Below are 11,165 nucleotides of genomic sequence, written 5' to 3' on the forward strand. Positions count from 1 at the left end.
AAACGGGTTAGCATTTGCAGAACATTCATGGCGTGCCCTTGATAGGTTTGTTTGGCGATAGATCTGATCACCGAACGCCATGAATGTTCCTTCTGAATTCATCTTTTTGTTTTAGCTGATAATTTTGTGGGGATACCTCAGACTCTGACCCCATTGATTCCCATTGATTCCTGACCCCATTGATTCTGAACAGGGAAACAAGCCATTACGGTAATAATAAAAGCACTTACAAATTTAATATTTATACTCAACTCTGGCAATTAACACACTCCATCTTATTATTCTTTTTCAAACAAACCACTTCAACCACGATGATTTCTCGTTAAGAATAAATGAATATGATTACATTAGTTACTAACTTAAATACTTTGTAATACCTCCCACTTTGCCGTCATTGATATAACCTATCCATACTTGATTAAGCGAGCCTGAAATAAAAATACCAAAAACGATATCATCTCGCCCAACTTTCATTAAGTAAGAATCAATATCTGAAAGGATTTTAAAACCATGCCGTTGCAATCTGAAATTACTTTTTAAACTATCGCCAGCTTTAGGATCTATAACAATCTTAGATTGCAAAGTTGAACTATCAAAATTGAAACCCACAAGAAAACCATGACAGCTGCTATTTGAAGCCACATAATCTCTTGCACTATCTATTATCTTAATAACTCCATATAAAAAAACCTCTAATAATAAACTCTTAGGTACTGATTTAAAAAACGAACGAGCCTCCTTAGAGTTAAAAACCGCATAGCTCTGGTACTCGGTTAAGTTTTCAATCCAAGAAAAATCTGTTAGCTCTTCTTCAAATAAAACTTCATCTAATTTCGATAAATAATTAATAGCACTCATATATTCCATCCACTTTCTCGGAGCCATTCCAAAGTTTTTCTAGGTAATTTAGGTGGATTCTGTCCAGACTTAACATGCTTCCACGTTCCATCTTGCTTCAAAGCTGGACTACCTTTGCCACCCACATGCGCCTCCCACTGAGAACCTATAACACTTTGCTCGGGTCTATCAATGCGGGAAATTCCTTCTGGCCCACGTTTCTTTTTAACTAAGTCCCGCGCCTGATTAAATGTTCTTTTTCGTACTTCATTCGTTGCATTTCGTGTTAAAGCTTTTCCTGCGCCTCTAATCCCAATAAGTGCGCCAAACTTATATAACCCGGTGCTTTTATCCACATTCCCGTATGCAGACGTAAAATCTTCTGAGAATCCCCATGAATAGTTGTCTGCTAATCCAGCAGCAAAGCTTAGAATCAAGCTTTTTTGTGGTAGTGGTTTTCCGACAGTGACATAACGCCCGTGGTTGTTACCACCATCCGCCCCACCTGCATACTTCCAGCCATCTGAGTCAACCAACGAAGATGTCTGGTTATGTCCTCCTACCGCCTCAGCTGGTGCATGCCCATCCGTACTGGAACTACCTTGCTGATCAACTAATGCCTTGGACGCATTTGGGCTATCTGCCGCTGGCTGCCCATTGCCAGCAGTGCCATTGCCTGTAAACAGGCACCCTCCCGTACCCATTACACAGCTAAATATCTGTCCTTTAGCAAACCCCTTTGCCATGCCCCCGGCAAAGTTGGCCATGGCGGTGCCGCCGCCCTCTATTGCTTGCATGGCTCCTTTTGCCATTTGGGCATAGCCGTAGAAGGTATACGCGGTCATTACCGCATTAAATGCAGCAAGGGCTCCACCAGTTAATGTCGCGGCTGCCACATAATTTGCTGCCCATACCACCAGCATTTGGAAGAAATAGCCCGAGGGATCGGTCGCATTTAACGGGTTATTCAGTACATAACTATAGCGGTTAAAGTTCTGGATATTATTCGGCTGCTGCACAAAAGGGTCGGCTTGTAAAAAGCGCCCTAATATGGGGTCGTATACCCGCCCGCCCATATGCACTAAACCCACTTCGTCTATCTGCTCGTGGCCGGTAAAGCCGCGCATGGTAATACTACTGGTTAACAGGCCAGTGCTGGCTTCTTCGTGTTTACGCGCCCAGCTCTCAGTATCACGGCGCGCACCGAACACATCAAAACTCATGGTTTGTTCAACAGTGCCATTATCTTTAGCTATAACATGGGTAGAACCCAAATGATCAGTCAGTAAATACCGCACCACGGCCTGGTTGGCACTTTGTGAGGCCAGGCGGCTCACTACGGCTTTATCGCCGACATACCGCCGCTGGATCCACTCGCTGCCACCCGAGCGCACAAACTCTACATTACCTACATAACGGGTTTCGGTGTGAAACGGAATAAACGTCGTGATATCGCCGACAATAATAGGGATCCACTGCGCCTGAGGACCACCAGACTCCAGTCGTTTGTATCTGTCACCGGCAGGATTATAGTGAAACGCTACCTGATAGCTGCCTTTGGTAATTAAGGTCGGTTTGTTAAAGCTGTTGTAGGTAAGCGTTCGCTCGTTATCGCGGGTCATATTACCATTAGCGTCATACTGATAGGTGTTCGCTCTGGTACCGGTAACCCGGGTTACCGCGTGCGGGCGGCTGCTTTCATAATAGTAAGTACCCACCCCGGTTTTTGAGGTGATATTGCCCAGCGCATTATAATTAATATCGGTATTGGTACTGCCCTTTGGGCTGGTGATCCGGCTGGTTTTCACCCGGTTTAAGCCATCATAAGTGAAGGTTTCCCGGTTGCCGGTTATATAGTCGTGCCGATAGTTCAGATTACCCAGGTTATCCCAGTCATATTGCCAGTTTTGCAACGTGGCAGGGCCAGTTGCGTTAATGGTTTTAATTAGCCCGGTAGTTTGATCAAAGGTATGGTTACGGCTGATTAAGGCGCCCAGCTGGTCCTGGGTGACATTACCAAAGGCGTCAATAGCATTGGCTTGCCAATGGCGGCGGGCAGTACCAGAGGTATTTTTTAAATCTTTGTCATCAATGCTGCTTAGCCAATGATTGGCGTTGTAGTTATAAACCAAACCACCGCCAGTAGCGTCAGTTTCAGTTTGCATACGGCCAAGGCTGTCATATGCCCAATGCTGGTTGTACACAGTGCCGTCGTCAAAGCGGGTACTTTGTTGGCGAACACGGGCAAAGGTATCATAGTAATAATTCGTTTTATAACCGGTTTGCTTATCTTCAACGGAGCTAACCTGACCAACAGCATATGCACCTGTGTCGTAAACGGTTTCTACATTGTGCTCTACCACGCCACCCGCTTTTTTGCGCAGCATGGTTTTCTGCCGGCCCAATAAATCATAGGTGTACGTAATGACATTGCCATTGGCGTCAGATTGGGTAACCAGCTCATGAAAGTTATTGTAGGTGTAGTTGGTAATACCGGCATCGGGGTCGGTTACGTTCTTCTTGTTGCCCCATTTATCATAACTAACAATAATTTTGTTATTGTTGGGGCCAACTAGCTCGGTGCTTTTGCCATTAGCATCATATTGATACCAGGCACTTTTATTATCTGCATCTGTTACTGAGACTAAATCACCCAGGCTGTTTTTTATTTCAGTTTGGGTTTTGCCATTGGGTGCAGTGCTGATAACAGCGAAACCCGCATAATCTGTTAACCACTCAGAATTATCGGGTTTTACAACTGTGCTAACCCGCCCTTGCATATCAAAGGTATACTCTGTCGCTGCAGCACTGGATGCATCCGAAAAGTACGGTAGTGTTTCCCGAATTTTGCGGCCTTTACCGTCATATTCGGTATCAGTAACAATCCAATTGTTGGTAAAACCTCTTTTCGCGGTTCTGACTATCCTGCCTAAACTATCATAACTGTTAATTTGAGACGCTTGGCCAGTTGCGGTCTCTTGTTCATAATATGAAGCAGTTTCTGGACAAAATTCTCCGACAGAAAAACACCAATATTGCGTTTTTGTTTTTGTTAGTACCGCGGCTCCCGTCTTACTGGTGTTATTAGCTGGAGTAGTTTTCTCCATAACCAGCCGACCCAGACTATTGTAGTCAACATATACTCTCTGGCCATTGGCATACTGGGTATAGTTCAGTAAGCCTTTAATGTTGTAGTCATAGCTGGTGGTCTGGCCTAACGCATTGGTTTCAGATAACAGGTAGCGGCCATTAGCATCGTAGCCGCGGGATACTGTGCGGCTGGCTAAACCAGAGGCAGATACTGTTTCGTTAGTTATTAGGCCGAACTGGTTTAATATGTAGCTAGTGACAATGCCACTGTCAGATGTCTGGCTGGTAAGCCGCCCTAATCCGTCATAACCAAAGGTATTGGTAAGGGTAATCACCGGCTGCACATAAGTACTACCCGCTACCCTGTTGGTTCGCTCCTTTTTCACGACAGTCTGGTCTAATCGACCGCCATAACGACTGCTGTTGTTATAAATATAGGTATTAGTGGTGGTGGTTTTTGCCGTTGTATAAGCGTCAGCAACAGTTTCTACCTGGATTAAAGGTTGAGCAAAACTGTCGATACTGCTGATACTCTGCGTTTGTGTCGTTAGTATTACCGAACTACTCTGATCCGTGTCATAGCGCCAGGTAGTAGAGGTAGTTGGGTAAACAAAACGTGCCTGTGTTTTATTGCTGTTAGTACTGAAACTGGTATCAGACTTTAAGCTGTAGCTAGCAGTGCTTCTGCTTTGCAAGCGCCAAATTGGGGTAGAAGCAGTGCTGAAGCTTTGAATCATCCTTGGCTGTTCGCAAATTCTGCCGTCGTAACAAGGTGGGGGCTCACATAGAAAGGGATCTTCGTCACACGGATTAGTGGGTGGTGAATACTGGCCTATTTGTACTTCAATTTGCGTTTCTGCCACACTGCCGCGGTAGTCACCGTCCTGCCGGTAAGTAGTAGTACTGCGTGTAGCGGCCGCAAAACTGGTTATCTGCACTTTTTCAAAACCCAGCATGCCACGGCCAACCTGCATTTTACCGCCGGTATAGTGGTAAGTTAGCGCATCAGTGCCTGTTTTAACTGTTTTTACAACAGGCAACGCACCTTTCAGGTCCCTCACCAGATAACCATTACCCCAGTTTTTACTGGCACCATCGGTTTTTCTATCATGGACTGAAGGATCGTTCAGGTTAGAGTAACCAACAATTATTTCCTCTCCAAAACCATTGATTACTTTGGTGATATGCCTGGCGTTATTTCCTGACAAAAACTTTAGATGATAGCGACCATGGAAATCCAGCATATCGGGTGTGCCATCACCGTTCATATCTAAAAAGTTGGTGCTCCAGTACTCCCGATCTATGCCGTCATAGCCAAAACAGGCACCATGAACAAAACTAGTGCCATTGAAAGATTTGTAGCAGAATTGCACATGGTCTTTATAAACGACACTTAGTTTTTCAGTACCATAAAATTTCAGCGTGTCCTCATTAAAAACACCTGTCGAAATTGGCGCATTAAATCCTGCACCATTATTAATTCTGATAAACCATTCTTTGTTGCCCGATTTTCGATAAGCAATATCAGCTAAACCATCGCCATTCATATCGACCGGAATGACTTTGTCATAGTATGCGACCTGGCCAATAGTTGCATACTCCGACAAACTGGTATGACTATTAGATATCAGTATCTTCCAGTAAACCGTACTTGTTGTAGTAGCGGGACTGACGGTCTGTAGTTGCAAGGAAGGTTTTTCATCAACAACAGGGTGTTCCACATAATGGTTTACCGGCACTACATCTGACTCTGCTAAAACCTGCAACTTTCCACTTTCAGATGCATCATTTATCAGAGTTTTACTTTGCTGATCACCGGATGAAAGAGGCTCATAACAGATTTGGCCTGGTATACAGGGTACCGGACCGGGATTTGGGTCAGTATAGTTTTGACGTACCTGAACAATAAAGTCTGACCTACCATCGCCATTAAAATCCGTTGCCGGCATGGTGTTATCTTCACGGTCATACGGCACAAGGCTTACAGTATAATCAGGGCCAGGACTATTAAGATTTACTTGCACCACTTCTGTTGTGCTGGAAAAGCCAGTTTTTGTGCCGCGTTGCACTGCTAAAACATTATTTCCCGTATTAAGGTTTACCGTCTGCAGAAGCTCTGCTAAGCCATCACCGTCCATATCTACTACATTTGAATATGCATTTTGGCTTGCGGCAGTAATATTCAAACTTGCACTAGTAAAACTACTACCGTTATGTTTTATCTGGTACCAGCTGCCGTTATTGCCGCGATAAATAATTTCGTCTTTACCGTCTTTATCTAAATCAACGATCTTCCAAGTCTTTCGAAAGTTTTCTCCTGCTATATCATTAAAGCGCTGCTTTTCAATTAGACTGGACCCAGTATTTTGAATAAGAAATAAATGGTCAAACGAATTGCCCCTATCGTTCCTTACATAAGCGATATCCAGCAATCCATCGCCGTTGTAGTCCCACATCTGGTGGCCTTTATATCGGCTAGTGCGTGAGAACCCGCCACCATACTCACCTGTCGCGTATCCGCTATTCCAGTCAAATTTAGTCGGTGTTAAGCATTTATTAGCACCATAGTAATCCGTAGCGCATGCCTGCACGCTAAACAAAACACTACCTGAAAAATAATATGCGAGATTATAGGTTCGCAGAGTCGTCCCATTAACCTTTGAAATAATTGTGGTCAATCGTTTAGACAGCGTTATTTCATTACCAAGCAAATATGATATTTCTTTATCTGGCCTAGAATCATCATAGGAAAAAATGATTTCATTCAGTGGTGCTAGACTGCCGTTACCACTGTATTTAATAGATGTTAAGTAAAACTCGAGACTATTACTTATTTTATTATAGTGGTAGGTATAGTAGTTACCGGAAACATCCTGAACGCGTTTTAGTGCCCAGGCATAAGCTTCATTGCTGCCAGTTAGGATCAAGGCATCATTAACGCTGCCAACCCGACCAAAATAAAAAACATTACCGCTGGTATCAGTTACTTCAAAACTTGCAGGCCCCGCGACCCCACTTGCAGTTTTAGAAATAATTTTTTCAAAATTGTTTTGTACTGTTCGATACTCAACATCATTGCCGCCATAAGTGGCACCGTTTTTGGCGATCAGCTGTTGTCCATCTAAACAAAAACGGTCGTTATTACTGAAGTCAACTTTTCGTATCGTGCCATTTAGCTCCAGATTCTGTTCACAACGAGTTATTAATCTCAAACCTGAAATTGACCATCCCCGTCCCATATGGCCATTCGGCCCGCCAGAACTATAACTTAAAGCAATATTCGGGGAAAAATTACCCGTTGCCGGTGCAGTGGTAATGGGCATACTGTAGGTAAACTCACCGCTCGGCGTAACATTATGTTCGCCAGCCAGACTACCAACATAATCACCTTGTTCGTACTGTGCAGAAAAGCCCATCTCTTGAGCATACATTACAGTACCGTCATTCTTTACAATGTCGGTGCTACCATCGTAGTTAAAATCACGTAACTCAACTTCGCCCTCTTTTAGGCCACTTTCCAGTTGGTAACCAACCTGGAATAATTTAACAGAGTATCTATTTTTTCCTGTTTTACTGACCAACATATCTTGGCCAATACTTGTTTGGATCAAAATATCAGGCTGACCATCACCATTGAAGTCACCCTGAAATCGTTTACCGCCAGACTGTAAAAAAGGGCGTAGCCTCTCAAAGTCAGTTTTAGATATTGACTCTGCAAAGAAGTCATCCCCGACGGCTGTGATTTTTATATAGGGAAATTCGTTGAATAGCGCTACAGCCGGAGCAAGCTCTTCAGCAACAATGACATGCTTAGTTGGCGACGCATAATAGTAGTTACCCTCAGAATCAACCCAAACATCACTTCCGGCTGCAAACGCGCAAACAGAAAAAGAAAAAAACATGACCAAGGCAATTTTCAAAATCCCTTTCACGTGCAACCACCTTTTTATAATTAAAATGTTATTCGCTGACTAAGATTTCTACAGAGGAAACTTCGCAAAAGGCGCTTACAGGGTCAAATTCCACTACAAGTGGTGCATTTGACGCAATAGCAGTTAGTAGTATGGAGTGTGTGCTACTAAAATTGCGGGATTTGGTGTTTAAATTGGCGTAGACACCATTTTGCAATTCGCAACTTAAAGATGCGTTAACACCAGCGGGAAACGTTAAAAATATATCCGAATCTGTCGTTTTTAATGACTTTACAAAAGTATTTGTTACACCTTCACATTGCAGCCCCTCACAGTTTGAGTAAGCAAATTTGCTAAAACAACAAAGCGCAGCTGCGAAACAAAAAAAGCCTAAATTGTTCTTCATGTTAACATCCTAGAATTTTAAAACGAAAATAATACACATAAACTTCAAAAGTTCAATTTATTTTGTAAATATATGTCAAGAGCTTAATTAACAAAACTATTGCACTCCTGTCAGCTTAAACGCTTGCGCTATAATTAAATTCTTCAGCGGCAACATAGGTGCAGGCTATGCCAAATAACGCGGTAACCACTTCACCTCTGACTATTCAGCATATTTTGGACCAGGCGCTTGTTATGGCAGAGCACAGTGGTTGGGGGCATTTACAGCTCACTGAACTGGCTAACAGCTTAAAGGTCAGCGTGGCAGAGCTGGCGCAGCTAGTTAACCAAAAAGATGAACTGACAGATGCCTGGTTTGACCGGGCTGATGAGGCCATGCTGAGCACTGAACTCGCTGGCGCAAACACTAAAGCTGAAAAACTGGAGCTGGCCATTCGCAGTTGGTTAAATGCTTTAGCGCCGTATCAGCAAGTTACCCGGCAAATGCTGTATTACAAACTTGAGCCGGGGCATGTGCATTTGCAGGGTGCAGCATTATTGCGAATAAGCCGCACGGTGCAGTGGCTGCGGGAATTGGCGGGTTTACAAGCCTCTGGCGCCAGCCGGATTAGCCAGGAACTGGCGCTCAGTGGCTTATTTGTGTCAATATTTATTGGCTGGTTAGCTGATACCTCGCCGGCACAAACGGTCAGCCACAGCCGGCTGAAAATCGCCGTTGCCACTTTAAATAAACTGGGTTTGTGCCGCTAATCGTCCAGCTGCTTGTTTAGTTTTTTCAGCAAAGCAATATCTGGCGGATAAATTATGGCAAGCTCGGCTCTGGCTAGCGCTGCTGCTGAGTGCTCTCTGGCACAACGTTTAAACTCCGGTCCATAGTCGGCAAGTGCCAAAAAGGTTTTTTGCAACCGAATGTTGATTTCAATATTGCCGGCACCATCGCGGGCAATGGCATTGAAAAAATCATTAAACAGCTCGTCAAGTTTTACTGCTGGTGCCCAGACTTTGTCATATTTAACGTCTTTCTGGCAACTTTGGGTTGGCCAGTTGCTGAGTACCCGCAAACCCCGGCCAATAATTTCAATGGCAGTACCCGGATCGTTAATACCTGGCGATAATGCCTTAGAGGCAATTTCAGCCAATACCATCAGACCAAAGCGTGGGTCTTGATCGAAACTTCGATAATCACTGATACTGACTGCGTTAAGCAACGGCTGCTTCTCTTCAAGATTAGAGCCGCTTATCCACATCAAGGGGCGATCTTTATGGACAAAAGCTCCTGGCAGGCTACTGATATATATTTTGGCGTTATACTTAGTTGCCCACTGCTGCAGAGCACTGACATCAATATGCTCAATATAGCCAATTTCAGTAGTACACAGCGCACTGGCCTCACTGGGAATATCATCCAACGACGCTAATTTGTTGGCATCCAGCGAGGGATGCTGCTCGCAGCGTTTTATCGCATTAAATGCTTCAGTTTCAACCCGATTAGCGGTTTCACCAACCCGACCAAGACCAGACAGGTGTTCTATCCAAATCAGGATAGTGATAACAATCAGCATAATTACCGTGATAGTGATGATAAACAGTACCACCCGGCCGCTGTCGCTATAGACATCAGTACTTAGCATGACAATGCTAACGATACTAAACAGGAAAGAGCCAATAAAGGTCGCCAAGGCATTTTGGGTAGTACTATCATCCATCAGTAAGCGGGTGGCCCTGGGCGACACACCGGTAGATGCGGCATTAAACGCCGCAACCATAATACTCAAAGAAAAAGTCGTGACAGTTAACATACTGGTGGCAACTATGGTCAGGATTTTTTCTACCGACTCGCTGCCAATCGCTCCCGCCAGGCTTGGTGGGATAAAACCATCAAACAAAAAGGCCAGGCCAGCCGTAAGTAAGGCTAATACGGTAAACAGTGAAGTGCGTACCCAAAGCTTGCGGCTAAGCTGCAGTAACTTCCACCCCCATTTTGATAGCATAACGTGGCCTTGTATTTTTAATTGTGTTCAACATAGCCAAAGGTTTAGCTGCTGACAAGCTTTAACCGGCATATTGCCCGGCAGTACGCTGCACTGTGCCACACTATGCCCACTCCCGCTTTAGTATTACACTAGTGAGATTAACGCTATTTAAGGATAAATTATGTTGCACCGTCTTGTTATTTGTTGCGCTTTAATGCTGGTTAGCTTTACTGCCAGCAGCGCCACTGACCATTACACCTATGCCAATTACCAGCAAGTCACGGTAAGCCATTTACATCTTGACCTAAGCGTAGATTTTGAGAAAAAAACCTTAAGCGGCTTCGCCGATTTACAGCTTAACTGGCTGGATAAGAACCAGACTGTGGTTTATCTGGATACCCGCGATTTAGTCATTGACCGCGCCTATGCCAAGGCCCGCGATGGCAGCTGGCAGCAAGTGGCGTTTACCCTGGCCAAGCGTGATGCCGTGCTCGGCAGTAAACTCAGTATCAATGCGGGTTTCCAGATGCAAACGTTACGTATTCACTATAATTCTACCCCAGAGGCCTCTGGCCTGCAGTGGTTAACGCCGGCCCAGACGGCAGGTAAAACGACGCCCTTTATGTTCAGCCAGAACCAGGCCATTCATGCCCGCAGCTGGATCCCAATTCAGGATACCCCAGCGGTGCGCATGGCTTACAGCGCGCGTATTCAAAGCCCGGATAATGTGCTGGTTGTAATGAGTGCGCCGAATGATCCTACCGCCGCGCGCGATGGGGATTATCAGTTTTCTATGCCAAAGCCTATTCCGGCGTACTTAATTGCTATCGCCGCCGGTGATTTACAATTTCAAGCGATGAGCGAACAAACCGGCGTTTATGCAGAATCTTACATTCTTAATGCTGCTGCAAGCGAGTTTGCCAGCACTCAGGCGATGATTGACGCTACT

At 44.7% G+C, this 11,165-nt stretch carries 5 protein-coding genes and 1 pseudogene; 2 read left to right on the forward strand and 4 right to left on the reverse strand.

Annotated elements, in window-relative coordinates; translation table 11 throughout:
- Positions 1-354: 354 nt before the first annotated feature.
- From ABY802_RS14040 to ABY802_RS14050, 3 genes are read right to left on the reverse strand one after another with little or no spacing between them, the layout of a single operon-like run.
- On the reverse strand, positions 355-858 hold the full coding sequence (locus ABY802_RS14040) for a hypothetical protein (protein ID WP_372627753.1): 504 nt from the start codon (positions 856-858) through the stop codon (positions 355-357).
- Positions 855-7,859, reverse strand: coding sequence for an FG-GAP-like repeat-containing protein (locus tag ABY802_RS14045; RefSeq protein WP_372627754.1), 7,005 nt, complete (start codon positions 7,857-7,859; stop codon positions 855-857). Before ABY802_RS14045 ends, ABY802_RS14040 begins: the two co-directional genes overlap by 4 nt.
- Positions 7,860-7,887: 28 nt before the next feature.
- Positions 7,888-8,244, reverse strand: a complete 357-nt coding sequence (locus ABY802_RS14050; protein WP_372627755.1) for a hypothetical protein — start codon at positions 8,242-8,244, stop codon at positions 7,888-7,890.
- Between the two features lie 167 nt (positions 8,245-8,411).
- Here ABY802_RS14050 and ABY802_RS14055 point away from each other — a divergent pair, with 167 nt between their 5' ends.
- Entirely contained in the window at positions 8,412-8,993 is a 582-nt protein-coding gene (locus ABY802_RS14055; RefSeq protein WP_372627756.1) for a TetR/AcrR family transcriptional regulator, read from the forward strand.
- Here ABY802_RS14055 and ABY802_RS14060 read toward each other — a convergent pair.
- Positions 8,990-10,234: a DUF2254 domain-containing protein gene (locus ABY802_RS14060; RefSeq protein ID WP_372627757.1), complete on the reverse strand. Its 1,245-nt coding sequence runs from the start codon at positions 10,232-10,234 to the stop codon at positions 8,990-8,992. The two genes, ABY802_RS14055 and ABY802_RS14060, sit on opposite strands and share 4 nt — an antisense overlap.
- A gap of 163 nt (positions 10,235-10,397) precedes the next feature.
- On the opposite strand from ABY802_RS14060, the pseudogene ABY802_RS14065 reads away from it, so the two are divergent.
- Positions 10,398-11,165 (forward strand): annotated as a pseudogene (locus ABY802_RS14065) (aminopeptidase); the annotation flags it as partial.

It is taken from the genome of Arsukibacterium sp., from assembly GCF_041616895.1.
Classification (GTDB): Bacteria; Pseudomonadota; Gammaproteobacteria; order Enterobacterales; family Alteromonadaceae; genus Alishewanella.

Bases quoted from the DNA above. Each gene is read 5' to 3' on its own strand.
- ABY802_RS14060 (WP_372627757.1), bottom strand. From the start codon at position 10,234: ATGCTATCAAAATGGGGGTGGAAGTTACTGCAGCTTAGCCGCAAGCTT.
- ABY802_RS14040 (WP_372627753.1), bottom strand. From the start codon at position 858: ATGAGTGCTATTAATTATTTATCGAAATTAGATGAAGTTTTATTTGAA.
- ABY802_RS14055 (WP_372627756.1), top strand. From the start codon at position 8,412: ATGCCAAATAACGCGGTAACCACTTCACCTCTGACTATTCAGCATATT.
- ABY802_RS14050 (WP_372627755.1), bottom strand. From the start codon at position 8,244: ATGAAGAACAATTTAGGCTTTTTTTGTTTCGCAGCTGCGCTTTGTTGT.